We start from the raw sequence: 21,046 nt of genomic DNA on the forward strand, positions 1-21,046 counted from the left end.
TTAAAAATGAGTAAACCGCTTATCGTTGAATAACGATAGGTTCTGTATGCTGCGTACGGCTCTTTTCATCAATGATGCGGAGCATATACATCGCAGGAGCAAGCTCTTGCGTATTGATGCGCAAGTTTTGCTGCCCAACAACATTTAGGCTTTGGGTATAAACCACTTGGCCATTTAGGGCGACCAATTGTAGCTGAAGCTGACGGCTTTCAGTTAATTCAAAGCTAAGGTTTACATAATCTTGAGCCGGATTAGGGAAAATGCTCATTTGCTCCAATCCTTCAATGCCCGTAACGGCTACAACAATAGTAACGGTATCGCTAGCTGGGCAACCATTGGCATCAGTAACGATGACGGTTTGTAGCCCTGCCCCTTGAATTGTAGCAGTAGTTGAGCCATTAGACCAATCGTAGCTATAAGCAGCTACTCCACCAGAAACGTTGGCGGTAGCTGTGCCGTCATTGTTATTGACTGCATCTACGGTCAAAATTGCAGGCTCTGTAACTTGAACGCTATTTTGCGTGCCACAACCAATACTATCCGTAATGGTCACATTATAAGTACCCGCATCGAGGCCAGTAGCCGTAGCCGTAGTTTGGCTGCCTGCATTGGCATCCCAAATATAGCTGTAAGGCGCAATGCCCGCTTGGCCCATAGCCGTAGCGCTACCGTTGGCATCTCCATGACAAGCCACATCTACAGCAGAAACCGTAGATACAGTATTAGAAATCGCCAATACCTGAGTATAAACATTATCACTGAGGTCATAATCGCCAGGCACATCAATGCTCACCTCAAAGATTCCGTTTCCAGAAGCAGAAGGGAAGGCGGGTAGACTAATCACTACAGAATCATTCATAGGAATGTTATAGGCCGTGTCTACAGTAATCGTAAAGGGTAGAGTGCTTAGCGTGACGGTATAAGGAACCATGGCCAAGTCACTGTTTCCACCATTGTAGATGACCATTTGTGGACTAGGAATGTTGTTGGCATTACAGTAAGTCGTCTGTAGACCATTTACCACTACTGTGGCACTAACCGGAGGATCACAACGTACTGCATCAATGTTGAGCCCGTAGTTACCCGTGCTAGAACCAAAGCCTTCAACCAAGATATAGATGGTATCTCCTGCATTATAGCTAGGATCATTAACAATATCGAGAAGGAGGTAAGAGGTGGTTCCTTGTCCACCATCATCGTTAAAGTCTAGTTGAGTCGTTCCATCAGCCGCATAAACACGGAGGTAAGTATCAAAGTCAGAGCTATCCAAGCTAATGAATAGGGTATCGGTACAGTTGTCTAGTACATGCTGGAACCACACATCCGCAGAGCTGTTTCCAATGGTGTTTTGGTAGCAACCTGTGGTCGCTCCAGAATTACTAAAGGGAAAGGTATTGATGCTAATGGCCTGCTGGATGGTGTTTCCAGGAAGAGGATCAAATACAGGCTGTACATCTAACTGGAAGTTTCCGCTAGCTGTGCCCGCACCTTCTACCAAAATATAAATCGTGTCGCCACTATTGATGCTTGCCCCAACAGCAAGGTTCAAGGCCGCATTATTGTTGCCTGCGCCATTGTCATTGCTAAACAGAATAGTACTGCTATCAGCAGCATAGATGCTTAGGTAAGAATCATAGTCAGATCCTGCCAAAGAAATAAGAATAGAATCTAGACAGTCCTCAACAATATACTCAAACCATACATCAGCAGCGGCTTGGCCTGCCGTATTGCTGTAGCAAGTAGTGGCATTATTAGCCGCAAAAGGAAGCGCACTGATGCCAATAGCCGTATTGGCCCAATCTCCAGCAGGAGAGCTGCTTGTGGTGGCCTGTACATCAAGAACGTAGTTCCCTTCATTGGCGCTAAAGCCTTCTACTAGAATATAAATGGTGTCGCCAGAATTAAAGTTGGCATTGCTCAAAATGCTCAACTCTAGGCGAGAGGTGGTACCCACTCCACCATCATCATTTACGGCTAAAGAGGTCGTTGTATCGGCCCCAAAAACACGAAGGTAAGTATCAAAGTCAGAGCTATCCAAACCAATATATAGAGAGTCTGTACAACTAGGAATTACATACTGAAACCATACATCTGCCGAGCTATTGCCCACCGTATTCGTATAGCAAGAGTCAGTCGCGCCAGCTTGGTTGAAGTTAGGCGTGCTAATGACAAAAGCATCATTGGCCATATCGCCTTGTACGCCCAAACAAGAGGTAGTAAAGCTAACAGGGCCTGCCCAGTTAGAGTTGCCACCACCGCTACAAAGGCCACGGACATAAATATCATAGCTGCTTCCATCAGCCAAACCTGTAGCGCTAAATGGATTGCTGCTTGTTACCGTTCCCGAAGTAGGGGCCGCAGCTCCTGCTGCCACTAGGGCCACTTCCGCCTGAGGCGCGCCATTGGCATTAAAACTAATATCTGCCGAGTTGGCCGTAATGTTGCTAGCCGTCACCGCAGAAGGATCCAAACAAGGAGGCGCTCCAATGCTCAAATCATCAATAAACCAGTTATCTCCATTATTTTGCTCCATAACAAAAGCTACATAAACAGACTGCCCAACATAGGCACTAAGGTCTACAACTTTAGGACTATAGGTACTGCTAAAGTCAGTTTCTCCCTGAGTATCAATGATGGTAAATGTGGTGGTGTCTGTCTGAGAGGTCGTAGATACCCGAATGGTGTAAATGTTCCCATAATCAAAAAAATCATAGGATAAACGCTGATAAAAGGCTAAGGTGCTAGCCCCTGCACTAATATTTACCGCTGGCGTAACTAGCCAATCTGTAGAGTTCCCTCCTGTAACAAACTCAAAAGTGACAGAAGCCGCTTGGGCTCCCGTATTGGCGGTGGTAGAGGCTTGCCAAGATTGGGTGGTCCCAATCCCATTATCAAAAATGGCCCAACCCGCAGGCGGAATGCTGCCCTCAAAATCTTCTGTCAACTGGGCCGAAACCGAGAAGCTCAAAAGACTCAAGCAAAATAGCATGAAAAATTGAATCGATAGTTTTTGCATATAAAATTAGATAGTAAGCAGTGCTAAACTGCTTGGAGATGAGAAAAATTAACTTCAAAAATAAGCTTTATTTTAATAGAAAGATGAGCAAAATACAGCGATTTAACTGGTTAATGAATTGTTAATCTATTTTTTAGGTCTATAAGTTACCTTATTAGCTGTCACGATCTATTAGTTTTTGTGTTTAATTTTGGGGCTGTCCCTCGCTTCGCTCGGGTCGCTATGCTGCGGGGCTCGCAAGTCTGCTCGGCCCTGCAGGCAGGCTTTGCCTGCCTTTGGTCTGGCCCTTCGGGCCACCCGCTCCGCAGCGCTCATCCGCTCCTCTGCAAAGCCTGCGCAAAATAGTCGGCTTCGGCCCTTTGGTCCTCAAATGGCACATAGGCTTAAGCGGCCAAAGCAGTTTGTTTAAGGTCTACTTATCCGATGAGCGGCCCAGCGCTGCGCAGGGGTGGCCGAAGGCCAGACCGAGTTTTTTTGAGCGTAGCGAAAAAAACGAAGGGCCGAGCGAATAGCGAGCCCCGGAGCATAGCGGCGGCCGCCTTGGCAAAGCCAAGGCGGCCGCGGGCCCAAAAATAATAAATCAAAAAGCAGAAACTAGAGCTGCAGGCATTTTTTTAGAATCTTCACCATCCGATAGACATCTTCAAAAGAGTTGTAGATGGGGGCAGGAGAAATGCGAATAACATCGGGTTCTCGCCAGTCACCAATCACGCCATTTTTAACTAAATCATCGAAGAGGCTGCGGTCGGCCCCTTGTACCTGAATAGAGAGCTGAGCGCCTCGGTCCTTGGGATTTTTGGGGGTCAGAATACGGATGCGGTCAGTGGGCAATTGGTTGAGCAAGAACTCCAGATAGGCCGTTAGTTTTTTGCTTTTGGCCAGCAAACGGTCCATGCCCGCCTCATTGAAGAGGGCCAAAGCGGCCCGCATAGGCACCATGGCCAAAATGGGCGCATTGCTAATTTGCCAAGCATCGGCATTGGGGGCGGGCTCAAAAGTAGCGGGCATTTTGAAGCGGCTTTCTTTGTGGTGGCCCCACCAACCCTCAAAACGAGGCAAATCCTTGCTGTTGAGATGGCGCTCATGCACAAAGGCGCCAGCAATGCAGCCAGGGCCCGAGTTGAGGTATTTGTAGTGGCACCAAACGGCAAAATCCATCCCCCAATCATGTAATTGAAGGCGGACATTGCCCGCCGCATGGGCCAAATCAAAGCCCACCATGGCGCCAATTTCATGGCCTTTTTTCGTAATAGACTGCATGTCAAAACATTGGCCCGTATAATAATTGATTCCGCTGAGCATGACCAAGGCAATACTGTCCTTTTCCCGCTCTAAGGCCTGCAAAATATCTTCGGTCCGCAGATGGTCCTCCCCCATACGGGGCCGCAGCTGAATCAAGCCATCCTGAGGGTCAATGCCATGAAAACGCAGCTGCGAATCTACGGCATATTTATCCGAGGGAAAGGCGCCACCCTCAATCACAATTTTGTAGCGGCTTTTTGTGGGCCGATAAAAAGAGACCATCATGAGGTGCAAATTGACGCTCAGGGTGTTCATGACGGTAATCTCTTTGGGCAAAGCCCCCACAATAGGCGAAAGCTGTCGGCTAAACTCTTCATGGTAGGTCATCCAAGGGCGCTCGGCCTTAAAGTGGCCCTCTACGGCCAACTCTTTCCAGACCTCCATTTCGTCTTGCATCAGCTGCTGAGCAAGGCGGGGCTGTAGCCCCAAGGAATTGCCGCAAAGATAAATAATAGGGCTTCCATCTGCCTGCTTTGGAAAATGGAACTGGGGACGAAAATGCGCTAGGGGATCACTGACATCCTGGGCTTTGGCATAGTCCAAAGTATCTTCAAATTGTACCTCTTGCATTAGATATTTTTTTTAAAGGCGTTTGATCTTTAGCCTTAAAGTTACGCTTTATTCAGGGCAAAACAAAAGCGCCCCCAAGATTCTTGGAGGCGCTCTTTAGGGCAGTTATGGCCCAGTTTAGAAGGGGAGACAATAGCCTAATTCTTCTTTTTCAGTATGTTGGATTTTTACCGATTGGTTTTTGCTGTAGAAGACTCCACGGCTAAAATCAAGGATAAATTGTGGCGCCAGTTGATACATCAGCTTTTCTTGCATGCTGGCTGGGTCAAAGCTGGCAACACCCCCAGCCAATTTAATTTCTTTTTGGAGGACCAAACGGCCTTCTTGGTCCAAATCTTTGCCCTCTAGGCTTTTGATCGATAACTGCTCTAGGGCCCCGATTTGGTCCTGCAAGATATCGCCTAGGCCCATCTCTTTACCTTTATATTCTATGATTTCAATTTCTGCGCTTAGTCCATCAATTTGGCCCGAAAAACTCAGGCGGCGCTTTTGGTTTTGGAGCATGCTCCCCTGAGCAATATCAATCTGAATGGGGCTGTAATTTACGCTTTCATTAGCCGCCAAAACAGGCCGAATCGCATAGGGATAGTACTCAAATTGATGCGTCTTTTTGTTGTAGGCCATCAAGGCCAAAATATTAAAGTCACTAAAGTCTGTGGGCTTTACTTCGGTCTTGGCCTCATGCTTTTCTTCTTCCATTGTTGTGGGGTTAAAAGAAAAGACCTCATCATCGCGCTGCGGATAAGCCGCCATCCACTGCGCAGGATCTGGAGAGTTAGGTAGGCCCGCAGAACTGATGTTTTTTAGCTCTTTTTTGCTTAAAGAGGCATGTAGCTTAAAGGCCAAACTCTTCACCAACTCTGGCCCCGAATTCTGCTTCATCGAGAAGCTACTGCGGCCCATAAAACTAATTTCTTCTCGGTTTTTAAGCTGATCCAGCAGTTTCTGAGGTTGGGCATAGGCGGCCTCCAGCAAGAAAAGGCTAAGGCAGAACATAAGGAGATTACGCATAGGGTATTTGTTTAAACGTGTTAAGAAAAACAAAATGAAAAATTCAAAGATAGGGCCAAATAGATAATTTGTCGCTGCCCTTTGTTTACTATTTACTAGAAACCTAATCGGAAAAAAATCTAGCTTGGGCGACACAAAAAAGCATTATGTCTATTTAACTTCTTCGCTAAACCCATTTTTTCGCTAAATTAGAAAGTCGTTTTTGACTAAACCCTAAGATTCTTTTATGCGTAATCTTTTTATTCTGGCCTTTTTGGCCTGGGCTCCCCTCCTGATAGCCCAGAAAATACTAATAACAGGGCAGGTAATTGATGATGATACCGAAGAAGGCGTCCCCTTTTGTAGTGTATTTATTCCAGGCGATATCCCTATGGGCGTCACCTCTGATGTAGAGGGCAAGTACCGCCTCGAAATGGAGCTGGCCAGCCTACCCAGCGATACCATTATGGCCGCCTCGGTGGGCTACGATAATCTGATGAAGCGAATCGATAAGACGCAGACAGAACTCTCCATCAATTTTCGCCTCAAAAGTAGCTCCGTAGAATTAGAAACCGTAATGGTGCTGGCCGGAGAAAATCCCGCCAATGAGGTGGTCCGCCGCATTGTGGCCAATAAGGAGCGCAATAAGCGCAAAAACTTTGATAATTATCAGGTAGAGTGCTACTCCAAAACCGAATTGGACCTCAATAATATTGACCCCAAAATGAAGGATAGCCCTTTGTTTAAGGACCTGCAGTTTATTTTCGAAAATATAGACTCTACCTCCGATGTCAAACCCTTTTTGCCCGCCTATGTGGCCGAACGAATTTATGATATCTTTTATATAAATGGTAAGGGCAAAAAAGAAATCCTCAAGGCCCAAAAGGTCTCCGGGGTAGAAAATTCAACCGTGGTGGATTTTATTGGCCAAATGCACGATGAATTCGACCTCTACGATAATTATATTACGGTCCTCGGCAAGGAGTTTATTAGCCCATTTGCCAATAATGGCCTCTTTTTCTATGAGTATTATATTATCGACTCTACCCATATCGAAGACGAATGGTCCTATAAACTCAAGTTTAAACCCAAACGCCGTGGCGAAAATACTTTCTATGGCGACTTTTGGGTCTCTGTAGAAAATTATGGCCTCGAAATCGTCAATATGAGAATGAGCGAAGACGTAAACGTCAATCTCGTCAACCGCCTGCTCATTTATGCCGAATACAAACAACAAGACAGTATCTGGCTGCCCTACAAAGAAAAAACAGTCATCGATTTTGCCCTCAGCAAAAAACGAGAAAAAATGATGGGGGTCATAGGCCGAAAAACCCTGATGTATAAGGATTTTCAAATTGGCCAAGAAGAATTAGAAAAAACCTATAAAGAAGCCGATCCAGAAGATATAGATTATATCGCCCTGGAAAAAGCCGATAGTTTCTGGTCCGAACAAAGACACGAAAAACTGACCGATAACGAAAAAGCCGTCTACAAAATGGTCGATAGTATCAAAACGGTGCCCATCTACCAAACCGCAACTAAGCTCTTATCAACCATCTCTACTGGCTATTACGAACAAGGCCCTCTCTATCTCGGCCCCTATGGCTCTATCTTTAATTATAACGATATTGAAGGAATCCGCCTGGGCTTTGGCGTCGGAACAGGCCCGCAGTTCTCCAAAAAATTACGCATCTATGGCTATGGCGCCTACGGTTTTGGCGATAAACGCTGGAAGTACCGCCTAGAGGGCCAATATGTCTTCAACCGATTCAAAAGAAGAGAAGTTGGCGTAAAATATATTAACGATGTCCTCTTCGATAACCGAAATAGCGAACAAACCCCCAGCCAAGGCCTTTTTGCCGGCTTCCTCCGCCGAAATGTGCCCGCCAAAATGCTAGCCGTTAAGGAGTTTAAGGCCTATTATCAACATACCTATAAAAGAGGGTTCTCCAACCGCCTAGCCATTATTCACCGAAATATGATCCCCCAAGGCGCCATTTTTAGCCGCTCCGATAGAGGCTTCAATTTTCGCTATTATCCCGATGCCAACGACTACACAAAAATCGATACGGCAGTCACTACCACCGAAGTCCTCCTCAAGTTTCGCTACGCCTACAAAGAAAAACTCTTGCGTGGCTACTTTAGCGACCTCTCTATCGGGACCAAATTTCCCATTATCGAACTCTCTTACTTAGCTGGCGTCAAAGGCGTTTTAGGCAGCAAATATAATTATCATCGCATCAGCGCCGAAATCTCGCACTGGTTCAATGTTGGCCCTGTAGGCTGGTTCTCTTACCGCATCGAAGGCGGAAAAGTCTTTGGCCGCCTGCCTTATCTCTTGCTCGAAAGCCACCCCGGCAATGAAGCCTATTTCTATAATCCCGAATCCTATAACCTCATGAATAGCTTCGAGTTTGTGAGCGATCTTTGGGTGGGCGTCCGCGCCGTCCAACATTTCGATGGCTTTTTCCTCAACCGAATCCCCCTTATCCGCAAACTCAAATGGAGAGAGGTGGCCTTCTTTCGCGGCGTCTGGGGCAGCCTGAGCCAAGAAAATCAAGAAGCCAATGCCCTCAATCATCAAGATAATGGCGGCCCCTATTACGGCAGCTTCAACCAAGGGCCCTATATGGAAGTCGGCGCCGGTATCGAAAATATCTTCAAGGTGATCCGTATCGATGCCCTCTGGCGCCTCAGCTATTTCGATAACCAAGATGCCCAAAAGTTCTCGGTCCGTACTACATTAAGTTTCTATTTCTAAAGATTTGGGGCCCGCGGCCGCCCTCCAATTTGGGGCGGCCGCCGCTAGGCTCCGCCGCTCGCAAGTCTGCTCGGCCCTTCGCCACCTTTGGCGGCTTTGGTCTGGCCCTGCGGGCCACAGCTGCGCAGCGCTGGGCCATTTGGCCTGCGGCCAGGCTGGCTCCGCCAGCCCCAAACCTACCGCAATTAGACCCAAAAGGGACTTCCGATACCCTCGGAAGTCCCTTTTTCTATGCCCCAAAACTTAAACTGATTCTAATACAACTGACGGAAAATTGTCTGCATCTGCTTGTCGCCCACTCGGTACTGCTCCCGTACCTCCGCCGAAAATTGCTGACTCAATACCCGCAAGTCTTGCGCCTTATCCAAATTAAAAAGCTTCCAACTGGTTTTGGAACCCACCGGCCCCGAACGCTGAAATGCCCGCAAACCCCAATTATTAGCCCGTGTCAAACCCAAACAAAAGGGCTCCACAACTCGCCAATCATCTTGGTCATTATAACGAAATGCAACAAGTAGCTGCTGAGAAATTGCATGATGTAGGTTGAGATGAAGTGCTGTGTTCGATTTCATAAGTCTAGCCGTTTTTATGATGGTATAATTATTTTACGTACAAAACTTGATTTTGTTACCTTTTTGCTTAAATACTTAAGCCTAGGCCCCTCTTTTTTTGTCCCTCTGCTAGTCTAGCTAACTCCCTGACTTAGCGAGCCCTATGCTAGGATTCCCCTTTTGATTATTGTTATGAATTAGTTAAAGTGTTTAGTAAAGGAACTTAAGCAATTGGTCCAAGGAGCTAACTTTTTCTTAGCTCGAGCTACTTACTTCCTAGCTCGACCTAGCTGTTCTTTAGCTCGAGCTGCTTACTTCCTAGCTCGACCTAGCTGTTCCTTAGCTCGAGCTACTTACTTCTTAGCTCGACCTAGCTGTTCCTTAGCCTTTTTCAGTTGTTCTAGCAGTCCCTAGGGAGTAAAAGGGGAAACACAGAATTTTAAACAGACTGGCCGAAGCGAAAAGACTAGCTTGAAAACTATAGTTGAGCGGCCTAGCGATGTGCAGCAGTGGCCGCAGGCCAGACCAAAGCGGCGCAGCCGCTGCAGGGCCGAGCAGACCTGCGAGCTGTGGAACGTAGCGCCGCAGCTTTGCTGCTGAGGCCCCCAAACAACATAAAAAAAGCCTAGCATCTTAAAGACACTAGGCAAACTGGCTAATTCTCTGAGCAGAATGGCTTATTCGGCAATTTTGCTTTCGTCATTAGTTTTGATGCTACAGCCAAAAGCGAGGGTGCTATTGGGGTTGGGGGCTTCATTTTTGAGCAAGGCCTCCAAGGCATCGGCCAAGAAATTTTTGCTCACTTCTTCGGCTTCTTTGCTATCGTCAAAAGCTCCTTTATAAACTAGCTTAAGCGCATCGCCCTCTTTGTTGAGCAAAAAGCAGTGAGGCGTTTTTGTGGCGCCAAAAAGAGGGAAAACGTCTTGGGCTTCATCAAACAAATAAGGGAAGCTAAAGCCTTTTTCTTTGGCTCGTTCTTGCATTTTGGGGTAGCTATCATCGGCATTCAGCTCCGGGTCATTGGGGTTGATGGCGATGACGGGATAGCCCAGCTCCTTGTACTTTTTGTCCAAGGCGATAATGCGGTCCTCATAAGCGATAGAGAAGGGGCAGTGGTTGCAGGTGAAAATCACTACAAAGCCTTTGGCCTCGGGATAATCGGCCATGCTGACCATCTTGCCATCTACGTTTTTGAGTTTGAAGTCGGCAACGGCATCGCCCAAGGCATAGCGTTTGATAGGGGCGGCTTCCGTTGTTTCTTCTTGGGTTTCGGCCGTTTGTTCTGTTTTTTCGGCTTCATCTGTGGCTGTTGTTTTGGGCGCCTCCGATTGGCAGGCCGTAAATAGGCCCAAAAACAAGAGCATAATTAAACTTTGCTTGATCATGTAATTATTATAAAATAGTCAGGAAATACGATAAACTATAGGGGCAAAATGGCCTTGAGTTCCTCGCTGCTATGGAAGCTTTGGCGGTAGAACTGATGTTGGCCCTTGCCTAAAATTAGGGTGGCGGGGATAGCGCCAGACCAATCTTTATCAATTTTGGGCAGCCATTCATTCACCTTTTTCTGGTCCAAGAAAACCACCTGCCCAATTTCTTCTTTATCCATAAAGGGCAGCAGTTTTTTCTCTAGACTTTTGGTAAAATCGAGGCTGACATAAAGGAATTTGACCTTGCCAGCTAGTTCTTTTTCTAGGGCATTGAAGTAGGGCAATTCCTTAACGCAGGGGCCGCACCAGGTCGCCCAAAAATTAACGACATAGAGCTCTTCTCCATCTTTTAGGCTCAGAATATCTTTTTCAAAGCCTTCAAAATGGTAGATTGGAAGCGATTTGCCTGCTTCGCTAGTCAGAATCTTATCGGCATGGGGAAAATCTGTTGATTCTTCAGCCGATTTTTCTTTTTCTTCGGCTACAGCCAAGCTTTGGGCGGGCTGCTCTGTAGAGGCTTTGCTGTCTGTTTTGGCCTCTTGGCAGGCGCCAAAGCTGAGGGCCAAAAGGGCGGTAAAAAGGAGCTGTTTCATACGGTTTTGTTTTAGTCCTCCTCAATCAAGAGCAGGAAATCTTTTTGGAGAGGGTGAAGTTCTTGCAGCAATTGGTCCAGCCATTTTTGGCCGCCCAAACGCAGGTAGAATTCCATAAAATTGCTGTATCGTTCTTGGAGTTTAGCTTTGGGAAGAAGTTTATTTTGTAGCTTTTGAATTTTGCCTAGTTCTGTATCCATTTTCTGTTTTTCGGCCCGCATGAGTCGCTTTTGCAGCTTGTCTAAACTCTTTTGAATTTGGGCTTCTTGGGCGGCCACCGAAGCTTTTAGGGTGGGCTCTACGGCGGCGGTTTTCTCGCCAATTTGCTCAAAAAGGGCTTTAATTTGGGCCTGTTCTGCCTCAAAATTGAGCTCGTGTTCGGTTTGTCGTCGGACAAAATCTTGTCGGAGCGTTTCGGTCTCCTCAAAGAGCTGCTCCCAATCAAATCCTAGGGCCAGCCAATTTTTTGCCGAGCGGGCATCGATCAACTGCACCGAATTTCGACGGACCAAAATGGGAAAAGGCGTTTGATAATGCGCAAATTGGGCTTTGCGCTCCATCCAATAGGCTAGCTCTCCGCCTCCGCCTACATAGGCTAGGTTGGGCAAAATTTGCTCTTGATAAAGGGGGCGCAAAATGACATTGGGGCTAAATCGCTCGGGATGTTGCTCCAATTCGGCCAAGATTTCGGCCTCAGAAAAGCGCAAATCAGTAGCTAAAACAGCATATTCTCCGGCTTCGTTTTGTACAATTCTGCTCCGCTTATTTTGGCTGAGATAAAAGAGGTTGATATCGCGGGCATAGGCTTGTGGACCAAAACCGGCGGCTTCTAGTTCCGCATAGCTTTTCTCCAAAATGGCCTTAGAACTTTGCTGCAAAAGCTCTTCTTTCATCACTTCGGCAAAGCTGGCTTTTAGGGCAGGGCTGCCGGCTCGCAAAATGACTAAGCCGTAGCGGCCAAAAAGGGCATGCACCCATTCCATAAAGGCTTGGCCATAGGTTTTGGGCCCAGAAAAAGCGGCTTGCAGGCTGGTTTTTAGCTCTTGGGCTTCTGGACTATCGCCCAAAATTCCAAATAATTCACTCAATACGGGCCCTAGACTGTCTATTTTATATTGGCCCAAAGCCCCGCCCTGAGGGTCTTCCCAAACTAGGGGGCGGCCAAAAAGAGCGGTATGCTTAATTTCTTCAAAATCATGGTCTTCTTCGCCCAACCAATAAATGGGCACAAAATGATATTGGGGGTAGGCAGTTTTTAGTTCTCGAGCCAGACGGATAGTCCCCAAAATCTTATACACAAAATAGAGCGGCCCCGTAAATAAATTGGGCTGATGCCCCGTAGTGACCGTAAAGGTTTGTTCTTGCCCTAGGGCGGCCAACTGCGCTTTTAAAATTTCGGGCTGCTCCAAATGAGCATATTGGGCCTGAAGTTCTTGGACCAAAAGCGCACGGCGCTTGGCAGAAAACTGCCTTTGCTGAATAGCCGCAGCAAAATTGTCGATTTCTGGGGCCGCAGCATAAAAGGGCCGCAGCCGCTGGTCGCCCCCTTGGTAGGCTTTGTCAAAAGTAGAAAGTTGTGGAATTTTATCGTAAGGAAGCGCTAGGCGTTGCATGGCAAATAAACTGTGTGTTAAATAATTTTTTAGTCTTCTTGGCTAAGAAGAGACAAATAAAAGGGTAGAGGGTTCATTTTTGTTTGGGGCTGCCCCGCCCTGCGGGCGGGTCGGGCTGTCCCGGGCTCGCAGGTCTGCTCGGCCCATCGCTTTTTCGCTTTGCTCAAAAGCTCGGTCGGGCCTTCGGCCCCCCTTCCCATCCCTCAGCCGTGGGGCCTTCGGCCCGCTGGCGGCTGCGCCGCCTAAAAGGACCAAAAGCTGCCGCTAAAGAAGTTCAAAGATAAAGGCTAGATATTGAAATTAGTGGTAGCTACAACAATTTAAGAAAACAAAAAGCCCAGCTGTTATCTTAACAGCTGGGCTTTTTGAACAGAAAAAGAAAAGGATTTAGCGCATATCCACCTCTCTAATGCCGGGGTATTTACTTTTATCAAAAATAAAATCACTAGCCTTGGGTTGGGCCGCTTTAAGCACCTTAATATCTAGGGTGTAGATGGTGCCATCTTTGGCAAAGACCTTAATTTCATTAACCATGGGTTTGGCTCGGTCAATGGTAGCTCTAATTTTAAAGAAATCGGCTTCCTTATCATGCGGCTTAAACTCAATTTCGCAAATATCGCCTCTATCTTGGGTCATGGCATAGAAAAACTCATCTTCGGCCTCATAGATTTTCATAATTTTAGAGGGCGACATCATGTCTTCATCTTCGGGCTCATAATCATTGATTTGCAGCTCGTTGTTGTTTTTCATGTACATCCAGAGCGTTTCGCCATCGCAGTAAATTTCGTTGCCATTATTATTGACATGAAACTTATCGCCTGCTTGGGTAATTTGGCCTTTTTGGCGCTCTTGGGTTTCTCGGTTATCAATAAGCAACTCATATTCTGCATAAATTGCCTTATATTGGGTATACTTCTTTTTTAGTTTTTCCAGTACTTTTTTTGCGGCTGGATCAGATTTTTCCACATTGGCTAAGGCCTTTTTAAAGAAAGGCGTTTGGGCTTGCAAGCTATTTAGGCCAAATGTCATCATTAGGCAAAAAGCGAAGAGCAATTTCATTGTTCTCATATGAATAAGGTAGTTGTAGGTAGTTCTAAAAAACTATTGGTCTTTTGGGGTATTTATGGCTTTTGGAAGAGCCTAAAACAAAAGCGATTCCAACTTTTGTTTGTTCTTGCTCGTCTTTATGCAATTTGGTCTGGCCGAGCAAAAATTATTCCAAGGCGCCAAGATAAATTTTAATCAGCAGAGGATAGATATTTTGGACAATTTAGCAGCAGTTAGACAGTTAATTGGCAGTGGCGATATGGCCAATATTGAGTTAGCCTTTAGTTTGGCCAAGGGGCAGGGGATTGCTTTGCAAGAGCTGTTGGCGCCCTACTATTTGCTATGGCCCAGGGCCGAGCCTCCAGAAGAGATGAGTGCGGAAGATCTTTGGGGGTTATTACAGCGGCCTTTCCTCAATTTATCAAATAGAAAGTTGCAAGAGTTGCCCAAAGAAATCGGTCAATTTAGGGCTTTAGAACAGCTGGACCTTTCTGGCAACCAGCTAGCATCTTTGCCCGAAGAACTGGCCGAGCTCCCTTATTTGCATAGCCTGAGCCTCAATACAAACCGCCTAGAAGAGTTTCCTTGCTTTTTGGGCCGTTTGCCTAATTTGCAACAGCTCTTTTTGGGAATCAATAAGATAAAAACCCTGCCTAAAACAGCAGAGGGTTTTCAAAGTTTGCGCAATTTGCAGCTTTTTGACAATCAATTGGAGGAAGTCTCTTTTAGCTTTTTTCAGGCCGAGGATTTTGGAACGCTCAATTTGAGCCGCAACCCCCTGCGGCGGCTCTCTCTTTTTGGGCAAGGCCAATTGGGCCAACTGCGCAAATTGGAGCTAAGCGGCACAGAATTGGACCAATTGCCCGCAGATATTGGTGGCTTGTATTCCCTTACTCATCTGGACCTCTCCGATAACCCCCATTTAGAAGAGTTGCCCGAGCGCTTTGTGCAGCTCGAGCGCCTGCAAATTGTAGAAAGCAGAAATACGCCACTCAAAAATTTGGACCAATGGCTGCAGCGAATGCCATGGGTTGACTTTTTGGTTTAGCTTTGCTTGGCCTAGCGATGTGGAAGGGGGCGGCGAAGCCGCAGACCAAGGCCGTTAGGCCGAAGGGCCGAGCAGACCTGCGAGCCCTGAAACGTAGCGCCGCAAGGCGTAGCCGCAGCGGAGGCCCCAAAATAAAAAAACAGAACCCTATGAAACAACTACTTATCTTATTTCCCTTTTTACTATTGAGTTGGGCCGTATTGGGCCAAAAAGAATTGAAAACCGCAAAAAAGCTATTGAATCGAGGTGATTTTTATGGCGCGGTGGAGGAGTATGAGCAAGCCTTTAAGGAAGAGGCTTTTCAGGGGCAGCCGAAGAAAAAGCAGGCCGAGGCCTATTGGGGCTATGCGGAAGCTTGTCGACAGAGTTTTAACTTTGGCAAGGCGGAGTCCTATTACCGCAAATTGAGTAGAATGGGAGAGGAGCGGGCGGCTTATCCGAGCATGGATTTTTATTATGCCTACACCTTGAAGCACAATGCCAAATATTCGGAGGCGATTGTAGAGTTTGAGGCCTTTTTGGCCAAGGCGGTCAGGGGCCGAGAATTGCAGGCTTTGCAAGAGCGGGCCAAGCATGAGCTGCAGGCTTGTAAATTTGCCGAAGAGATATATAAAAAGCCCATTGAGGGAGTAGAAGTGATCTCTTTGGGCGAAAAAGTGAATACCGCTTATGCCGATTTTTCTCCGCATTTGGTGGGCGATGAATTGTATTTTTCTGCCCTGCGTTTTGAGCAGGATGCCAAGCGGAGAATGAGCGCCAAGGCCTCGACCAAACAATATTTATATGGAAAAATTTTGCGTTCTAGAGGCCGAGGGCAAGGAAATGCGGCCTTTGTGCCGGGTTTGAACCGCAAATACACCAATGTGGGTAATTCAGCCCTTAGTGCAGATGGGCAGTGGTTATATTATACACTTTGCGAGCGGAACCCTCAGAATGAATTGGAATGTGAGATTTATAAAGTGCCCAAAAAAGGCAATGCTTGGGGCAAGCCAGCGGCTTTGCCTAAATCGGTGAATGCGCCCAGAGGCTATACCACGACTCATCCCAACCATAGTTTTGATAGTTTGCAAAACAAAAGTCTGCTCTTTTTTGCTTCTGACCGCAAAGGGGGATTTGGGGGCTTAGATATTTGGTGCGTAGAAGTTTTGGGCGACAACAAATATGGAAAACCCTTTAATTTGGGGCCCGAAATCAACACCAAAGGCAATGAGGCCACGCCTTTTTATCATGCCAAAACGCAGACGCTTTATTTTAGCTCTACTTGGCATTTGGGTTTGGGCGGCTATGATATTTTTAAGGCCAAACGAGAGGATGATAGCTGGTCGGCTCCCCAAAATGTGGGGGTACCGCTCAATTCTGCGGCCAATGACTTGTATTTTTACATTGCGCCAGAGCTAGACACCTTTGGTTATTTTTCTTCTAATCGGCCCGGCTCTAAAATCTTGACGGGAGAATCTTGTTGCAATGATATATATGCCTTGACTTTGCCGGTGGAGATTGAGCCTGGAGATTTGATTGTAGAGCCAGAATTGAGTCCTTTGGATAGCCTTTTGGCCCAAGACCCCGTATTGACGGGGATAGAATTGGAGCCAGAAGCCCCAGAGGCGGTTCCAGAAACGCCCAAAAAAGATAGTAGTTTAACGCCTCCTGTAGCTGTTGTGGATCCTATTGATCCGCCAGTGATGGAGTTAGAAGAACTAGACAGTTTGCCCACAGAAGTCGTTGAAGAAGCGCCTAGCATAGCTAATTTACTAGAAAAATTGCCCATTAGCTTGTACTTCCACAATGATAGTCCAGACAAACAAACTTATGCCACCACAACAAAAATGAGCTATACGGCATCCTACCAAGCTTATTTGCAACTACAAACGCAATATGAGGAGGAGTTTTCGGCCCAATACGATGGGGCAGAAGTGCAGCAGCGGGCCAAAGCTAGAGTAGCCAAGTTTTTTGAGCAAGAAGTAGCGGGAGAGTATGCTCGTTTACAGCATTTTTTGGGGCAGTTGCTCACGCTTTTGGAGACTGGACAAGCCGTAGAGTTTCACTTGAGAGGCTATTGTAGTCCCCGTTCTTCTTCGGCTTATAATATCAACTTGGCCAAAAGACGGATTTCGAGTATGCGCAATGAAATGGAGCAATTCCAAAAAGGAGCATTTCAGCCTTATTTGCGCTCTGGGCAGCTCAAATTTGTAGAGCTTTCTATTGGAGAAACGGAGGTGCCCACTGGCGTTAGCGATGATATTAACGACCCTCGCAACTCTATTTATAGTGTAGAGGCTGCGGGCCAAAGAAAAATACAGATAGAGATGATTATGGCGCAGCCAGAGGAGGAGTAGGTTTAAGGTATAGTTAAAAGTTTTTTTTTGTGATTTTTATTAGGTTTTGGGTGTATGTTTGAGCATTGTTAAATTGTTCAAAAAATAAACAATGCTCTATTACCTATTTTATTCCTTATCTATCTTTTTGGTTTGGGCTTATGCCTTTTTATATGGAGGCCAACCCTCAAATTATAGCATTCTGTTGGGGTTACTCTATACCTTTTATGCCAGCTATTATATTCGGCAGTTGATTAAGGGCAGTGAAACCAAATGGCATATTTTATTAAAGCTATCTGCTCCCCTGCTTTATTTTGGGATATATATCTATACCTTAAAGGAGAGGGGCTATTCTTGGATGCCCCTGCTTAACTCTCCATTTATGGCGGCTACTTTGTTAACCCTAGGAATTCAGTTTGATCGCCGTTTATTCCCAAAGCAAGCCATGCAGTTTTTCGTTCTGACAGGAATTATCATTTACAGTTTTCGCTTTTATCCTGAGCACATAGAGTTATCTAACTATGAGCATCATCAGCAACAGCCTAGCTACAATTTTGCAGAAAAAAAAGGAGAGGAGCCCAAAAGAGATAGTAGCTACAATATCTTTAGTCAATTCTTTTTGCAAGAGGAGGGAGATACTGTGACCTTGGCTCAAAATGGCCATTATGTGCTGATTGAAACTTGGCATGAACGCTGCCCACCTTGCCTGAAGGCCATCCCAGATATGCAGCCTTTTTATCAAGAACTAAAAGGAAAATTGGATCAATACTACATTTATGTTCCAATAGATAAAATGGCCGAATTAAACCAAAACAAAGTCTTTAACTTTGAAAAAATCAAAGAGCATGAACGCATTCGCATTGATTTAGGGCTACAGCAGCAGTTGGGCCTCAAAGGGTTTCCATATTTTCTGTTGTTTAATCCCCAAGGAGAGTTAATTTTTGAGCAAAGAGGCTACAATGAGGAAAAACGTTTGGAGCTAGAAGCCCTAATCCGGGAAAAAATCTTGTAGGCCGAGAAAAAAGGACAAAAAAGTCGATTTTTTTATTAGATTTGTGCAACAAACTACTTTCGTGCTGTTCAAAAGAAAAAAGAGAGCAGTACACTTACCATCAATGCATTTTAGTTATGGCAACTATTACCGGAATTCCTCAGGTAGACCTGAGTCAGTTCGTAAAGGGTGATGCCTCTCAGCAAGCTGCTTTTGTTGAGGCCCTAGGAAAAGCATTTACAGAAATTGGTTTTGTGGGCGTCGTGAATCACGGCATTCCCAAAGAGTTAATTAAGAAGTTCTTTGAAGCCTCTGAGCGCTTTTTTGCGCAAGACTTGGAGGTCAAAGACAAATATGAGGTCAAAAATGGCGCTGGACAAAGAGGATATTGCTCTTTTGGCCGCGAACATGCCAAACAGTCAGATGTAGGCGACCTCAAAGAGTTTTATCAGTTTGGTCAAGAATTGCCTGAAGGGCATGAGCTCAAAGAGGTATATATGGATAATATCTACACCGATGAGTTGCCTGAGTTCAACAAAACAGCCCGTGAGTTGTACCAAGCTTTTGAGGCTTCTGGCGCTCACTTGCTAGAGGCTATCGCTATTTTCTTGGGACTAGACCGCAATTATTTCAATCCTCATATTGAGGGCGGAAACTCTATTTTGCGCGCTATTCACTATCCTCCCATCACGCAAGAACCCAAATCGGCTATCCGCTCAGAAGAGCATGAGGACATTAACCTCATTACCCTTTTGGTTGGTGCTTCTGCCGACGGACTACAAGTGCGTCCCTTGGGCCAAGATTGGATCGATGTGAAAGCCTTGGGAGACGGTATCGTCATCAATGTTGGAGATATGCTACAACGCCTCACCAACAACAAATTGAAGTCGACCACCCACCGTGTAGTGAATCCACCACGCGAGCTTTGGGACACTTCACGCATCTCTATTCCTTTCTTCTTGCATCCCCGCAGCGATATGGATTTGACTTGCCTAGAAGATTGCGTAACCGAAGAAACGCCCCTACAATACGAGCCAATTACCGCTGGCGACTACCTAGATGAGCGTCTACGCGAAATCGGACTTAAAAAATAAACGCCTTGCTTGCAAGCGTTTTAAATAGAAGAGCAGTCTCGCTTTAGAGGCTGCTCTTTTTTTGATTTTCTTATAGATTTTTGTTTTTTGGGGCCTCCGGCTTCCTGCGGTCGTCGGCAGTTACTCCCTTTGGTCGTCGAACTGCGCCCTAAAGGGCTTGTTGTCGTTGCGGGGCTTGCTGCTGTTTTGGGGCCTCCCGCCTGCGGCGGGCGCTACGTTGCGGGGCTCGCAGGTCTGCTCGGCCCTGCGCGGGCTTTGCCCGCTGGGTCTGCGGCTGCGCCGCCCCCCTCCACATCGCTAGGCCAGGGCCCAACCCTTTTGCCAATACATCAGTTTAAGGAGAAATAGCATCTTTGCTAGGGCGGGGAAATTATTTTTGGCCCAAAACTTGGCTAATAGACCATAAAGGGCCGCAGAAAGGGGCCAAAAGCCCCCACTACAGCTGAGCGGCTGAGGGATGGACAGCAGGGCCGCCAAAGGCGGCAGACCAAAGCGGCGCAGCCGCTGCAGGGCCGAGCAGACCTGCGAGCTGCGATACAGCCCGACCCGCCCGCAGGGCGGGGCAGCCCCAAAAAAATCAAATACTGAATAATTAAATAAATAGAAATGAAAAACCTCTTATTAAGCCTAACGCTATTGTTGTCTAGCATGAGCTTTTCCTTTGCACAAAGAGCAGCTTATGTAGACATGACTCAAATTATGGATGCTGTGCCCGAATATAAAACCGCACAGGCCGAATTGGACCAATTGGCAGAGCGCTGGCGGCAAGAAATTGCCAAAGAATACGAACAAATTGAACAACTCTATCGGGAATATCAGGCAAGGGAAGTCTTGATGAGCGATGAGATGAAAACCCAAAAACAAAACGAAATTATTGAGAAAGAAAAGGCCGTTAGAGCCTTGCAAGACCAGCGTTTTGGGGCTGAAGGAGAGCTTTTTTCTAAGCGCCAAAGTTTAGTGAAACCCATTCAGGAAAAGGTGTATAAAACTATCGAACTCCTAGCCAAGGAGCGCAATTATGACTTCATTTTTACGGCCCCCGATGGCAGCCAAATGATTTATGCCAAAGCTGATAAGGACCTTACGGCAGAGGTGGTAAAACGCTTGAGCAAATAAGTTCCTTAGATTTCGCCAAAAAAATTTATTTTTGTGCGCTTAATTCGTCAAACTTCAAAATTTTAAGAAATACTATGAAAAAGCTTATGCAGCTCAGCAGCATTTTGATGTTGCTTACTTTTATGGCGTTTAGCTCAGTGAGCTATGGCCAACAAAAAATTGCCTACGTAGATGCCGATGTCATCATTCCCAATATGCCCGAATACAAAAGAGCCAAAGCCGAGGTAGAATCTTACCGCAAGATTTTGGAAAAGCAACTAGAGGGCAAGCAAGCGACTATGCAGCAGTATTATGCCGATGTTATGGCTAAGGTACAGGCGGGGCAGATGACTCCTCTACAACAAAAAGAAGCGGAGCAGAAATTGGCCAAAATGCAAGAAGATTTGCAAAAACAGGCCCTCAAAGCTGATGAGGATTTGGTGCGCAAGGAGCAAGATTTGACCAAGCCTCTTTATGAAAAATTTGAGTCTAAACTCAAAGAAGTGGCCAAGGAAAATGGTTATGCCTATATTCTAGACAAAAAGATGTTGCTTTACCACCAAGGCGGTAGCGATGCAACGGCCAAACTCAAAGCCAAGCTTGGCATTTAATTTCACCCCCAAAAACAAG

The 21,046-nt window shown here is 46.3% G+C and carries 15 protein-coding genes; 7 read left to right on the forward strand and 8 right to left on the reverse strand.

The window, feature by feature from the left end:
* Window positions 1–19: 19 nt before the first annotated feature.
* From SAPGRDRAFT_RS15320 to SAPGRDRAFT_RS15330, 3 genes are all read right to left on the reverse strand, one after another.
* Window positions 20–3,016 carry a T9SS-dependent choice-of-anchor J family protein gene (locus SAPGRDRAFT_RS15320; protein ID WP_156001950.1) on the reverse strand — a complete coding sequence of 999 codons (2,997 nt, stop codon included), beginning with the start codon at window positions 3,014–3,016 and terminating at the stop codon, window positions 20–22.
* Window positions 3,017–3,610: 594 nt separating this feature from the next.
* On the reverse strand, window positions 3,611–4,888 hold the full coding sequence (gene kynU, locus SAPGRDRAFT_RS15325) for a kynureninase (protein WP_002660155.1): 1,278 nt from the start codon (window positions 4,886–4,888) through the stop codon (window positions 3,611–3,613).
* A 117-nt stretch (window positions 4,889–5,005) separates the two neighbouring features.
* The gene (locus tag SAPGRDRAFT_RS15330) at window positions 5,006–5,899 is read right to left on the reverse strand and encodes a hypothetical protein (protein ID WP_002660156.1); all 894 of its coding nucleotides are present in this window, start codon (window positions 5,897–5,899) and stop codon (window positions 5,006–5,008) included.
* Window positions 5,900–6,125: 226 nt separating this feature from the next.
* Here SAPGRDRAFT_RS15330 and SAPGRDRAFT_RS15335 point away from each other — a divergent pair, with 226 nt between their 5' ends.
* Window positions 6,126–8,639 carry a DUF5686 and carboxypeptidase-like regulatory domain-containing protein gene (locus SAPGRDRAFT_RS15335; RefSeq protein WP_002660157.1) on the forward strand — a complete coding sequence of 838 codons (2,514 nt, stop codon included), beginning with the start codon at window positions 6,126–6,128 and terminating at the stop codon, window positions 8,637–8,639.
* 254 nt (window positions 8,640–8,893) lie between these two features.
* On the opposite strand, the gene SAPGRDRAFT_RS15345 is transcribed toward SAPGRDRAFT_RS15335, so the two are convergent.
* From SAPGRDRAFT_RS15345 to SAPGRDRAFT_RS15365, 5 genes are all read right to left on the reverse strand, one after another.
* The gene (locus SAPGRDRAFT_RS15345) at window positions 8,894–9,211 is read right to left on the reverse strand and encodes a WYL domain-containing protein (protein WP_002660158.1); all 318 of its coding nucleotides are present in this window, start codon (window positions 9,209–9,211) and stop codon (window positions 8,894–8,896) included.
* 656 nt (window positions 9,212–9,867) lie between these two features.
* Window positions 9,868–10,575, reverse strand: coding sequence for a thioredoxin family protein (locus SAPGRDRAFT_RS15350; protein WP_002660159.1), 708 nt, complete (start codon window positions 10,573–10,575; stop codon window positions 9,868–9,870).
* Between the two features lie 35 nt (window positions 10,576–10,610).
* Window positions 10,611–11,213, reverse strand: a complete 603-nt coding sequence (locus tag SAPGRDRAFT_RS15355) for a TlpA family protein disulfide reductase (protein ID WP_002660160.1) — start codon at window positions 11,211–11,213, stop codon at window positions 10,611–10,613.
* Between the two features lie 11 nt (window positions 11,214–11,224).
* Window positions 11,225–12,826, reverse strand: coding sequence for a bacillithiol biosynthesis cysteine-adding enzyme BshC (gene bshC / locus SAPGRDRAFT_RS15360; protein ID WP_002660161.1), 1,602 nt, complete (start codon window positions 12,824–12,826; stop codon window positions 11,225–11,227).
* Between the two features lie 387 nt (window positions 12,827–13,213).
* Window positions 13,214–13,894, reverse strand: a complete 681-nt coding sequence (locus tag SAPGRDRAFT_RS15365; RefSeq protein ID WP_002660162.1) for an outer membrane lipoprotein carrier protein LolA — start codon at window positions 13,892–13,894, stop codon at window positions 13,214–13,216.
* A 118-nt stretch (window positions 13,895–14,012) separates the two neighbouring features.
* On the opposite strand from SAPGRDRAFT_RS15365, the gene SAPGRDRAFT_RS15370 reads away from it, so the two are divergent.
* The 6 genes from SAPGRDRAFT_RS15370 to SAPGRDRAFT_RS15400 all read left to right on the forward strand — a co-directional run bounded on the left by SAPGRDRAFT_RS15370 (window position 14,013) and on the right by SAPGRDRAFT_RS15400 (window position 21,027).
* A complete protein-coding gene (locus SAPGRDRAFT_RS15370; RefSeq protein ID WP_002660163.1) occupies window positions 14,013–14,921 on the forward strand; it encodes a leucine-rich repeat domain-containing protein in 909 nt (302 codons plus the stop codon).
* A 149-nt stretch (window positions 14,922–15,070) separates the two neighbouring features.
* Window positions 15,071–17,257 carry a PD40 domain-containing protein gene (locus SAPGRDRAFT_RS15375; RefSeq protein WP_002660164.1) on the forward strand — a complete coding sequence of 729 codons (2,187 nt, stop codon included), beginning with the start codon at window positions 15,071–15,073 and terminating at the stop codon, window positions 17,255–17,257.
* Between the two features lie 91 nt (window positions 17,258–17,348).
* A complete protein-coding gene (locus SAPGRDRAFT_RS15380) occupies window positions 17,349–18,248 on the forward strand; it encodes a TlpA family protein disulfide reductase (RefSeq protein WP_002660165.1) in 900 nt (299 codons plus the stop codon).
* 116 nt (window positions 18,249–18,364) lie between these two features.
* Window positions 18,365–19,321: an isopenicillin N synthase family dioxygenase gene (locus tag SAPGRDRAFT_RS15385; protein ID WP_002660166.1), complete on the forward strand. Its 957-nt coding sequence runs from the start codon at window positions 18,365–18,367 to the stop codon at window positions 19,319–19,321.
* Window positions 19,322–19,927: 606 nt separating this feature from the next.
* Window positions 19,928–20,437: an OmpH family outer membrane protein gene (locus tag SAPGRDRAFT_RS15395; RefSeq protein ID WP_002660167.1), complete on the forward strand. Its 510-nt coding sequence runs from the start codon at window positions 19,928–19,930 to the stop codon at window positions 20,435–20,437.
* A 74-nt stretch (window positions 20,438–20,511) separates the two neighbouring features.
* Window positions 20,512–21,027, forward strand: coding sequence for an OmpH family outer membrane protein (locus SAPGRDRAFT_RS15400; protein WP_081492030.1), 516 nt, complete (start codon window positions 20,512–20,514; stop codon window positions 21,025–21,027).
* The last annotated feature ends 19 nt before the right edge of the window (window positions 21,028–21,046 follow it).

Source organism: Saprospira grandis DSM 2844, from assembly GCF_000275825.1.
GTDB classification, from domain to species: Bacteria; Bacteroidota; Bacteroidia; order Chitinophagales; family Saprospiraceae; genus Saprospira; species Saprospira grandis_A.

Excerpts from the sequence above, each read along its gene's own strand:
- SAPGRDRAFT_RS15370 (WP_002660163.1), top strand. The coding sequence starts at position 14,013 with ATGCAATTTGGTCTGGCCGAGCAAAAATTATTCCAAGGCGCCAAGATA.
- SAPGRDRAFT_RS15350 (WP_002660159.1), bottom strand. The coding sequence starts at position 10,575 with ATGATCAAGCAAAGTTTAATTATGCTCTTGTTTTTGGGCCTATTTACG.
- SAPGRDRAFT_RS15380 (WP_002660165.1), top strand. The coding sequence starts at position 17,349 with ATGCTCTATTACCTATTTTATTCCTTATCTATCTTTTTGGTTTGGGCT.
- SAPGRDRAFT_RS15330 (WP_002660156.1), bottom strand. The coding sequence starts at position 5,899 with ATGCGTAATCTCCTTATGTTCTGCCTTAGCCTTTTCTTGCTGGAGGCC.
- bshC (WP_002660161.1), bottom strand. The coding sequence starts at position 12,826 with ATGCAACGCCTAGCGCTTCCTTACGATAAAATTCCACAACTTTCTACT.
- SAPGRDRAFT_RS15395 (WP_002660167.1), top strand. The coding sequence starts at position 19,928 with ATGAAAAACCTCTTATTAAGCCTAACGCTATTGTTGTCTAGCATGAGC.
- SAPGRDRAFT_RS15365 (WP_002660162.1), bottom strand. The coding sequence starts at position 13,894 with ATGAGAACAATGAAATTGCTCTTCGCTTTTTGCCTAATGATGACATTT.
- SAPGRDRAFT_RS15320 (WP_156001950.1), bottom strand. The coding sequence starts at position 3,016 with ATGCAAAAACTATCGATTCAATTTTTCATGCTATTTTGCTTGAGTCTT.
- SAPGRDRAFT_RS15355 (WP_002660160.1), bottom strand. The coding sequence starts at position 11,213 with ATGAAACAGCTCCTTTTTACCGCCCTTTTGGCCCTCAGCTTTGGCGCC.
- SAPGRDRAFT_RS15335 (WP_002660157.1), top strand. The coding sequence starts at position 6,126 with ATGCGTAATCTTTTTATTCTGGCCTTTTTGGCCTGGGCTCCCCTCCTG.
- kynU (WP_002660155.1), bottom strand. The coding sequence starts at position 4,888 with ATGCAAGAGGTACAATTTGAAGATACTTTGGACTATGCCAAAGCCCAG.
- SAPGRDRAFT_RS15400 (WP_081492030.1), top strand. The coding sequence starts at position 20,512 with ATGAAAAAGCTTATGCAGCTCAGCAGCATTTTGATGTTGCTTACTTTT.
- SAPGRDRAFT_RS15375 (WP_002660164.1), top strand. The coding sequence starts at position 15,071 with ATGAAACAACTACTTATCTTATTTCCCTTTTTACTATTGAGTTGGGCC.
- SAPGRDRAFT_RS15345 (WP_002660158.1), bottom strand. The coding sequence starts at position 9,211 with ATGAAATCGAACACAGCACTTCATCTCAACCTACATCATGCAATTTCT.
- SAPGRDRAFT_RS15385 (WP_002660166.1), top strand. The coding sequence starts at position 18,365 with ATGGCAACTATTACCGGAATTCCTCAGGTAGACCTGAGTCAGTTCGTA.